The organism is Megasphaera sp. ASD88 (assembly GCF_002287425.1).
GTDB classification, from domain to species: domain Bacteria; phylum Bacillota; class Negativicutes; order Veillonellales; family Megasphaeraceae; genus Megasphaera; species Megasphaera stantonii.
In genome coordinates, this window is sequence record NZ_NQXW01000077.1 from 1 (window position 1) to 353 (window position 353).

At 51.6% G+C, this 353-nt stretch carries 1 rRNA gene; it reads right to left on the reverse strand.

The features are described from left to right. Positions 1-353 (reverse strand): 23S ribosomal RNA (locus CJ260_RS12595); the annotation flags it as partial.

The window sequence follows — 353 nt, forward strand, 5'->3', positions numbered from 1 at the left end:
ACCCCTACCCACATCTCATCCAAAAGCTTTTCAACGCTCACTGGTTCGGTCCTCCACACATTTTTACCTGTGCTTCAACCTGGACATGGGTAGATCACTGTGGTTTCGGGTCTACTGCTACCAACTTATCGCCCTGTTCAGACTCGCTTTCGCTTCGGCTCCGCGTTTCCCGCTTAACCTCGCTGGCAACAGTAACTCGCCGGTTCATTCTTCAATAGGCACGCCGTCGCGCATGTAAAGCGCTTCGACTGTTTGTAGACATACGGTTTCAGGTTCTCTTTCATTCCCCTCCCGGGGTTCTTTTCACCGTTCCCTCACGGTACTATTCGCTATCGGTCCATATCAGTGTTTCG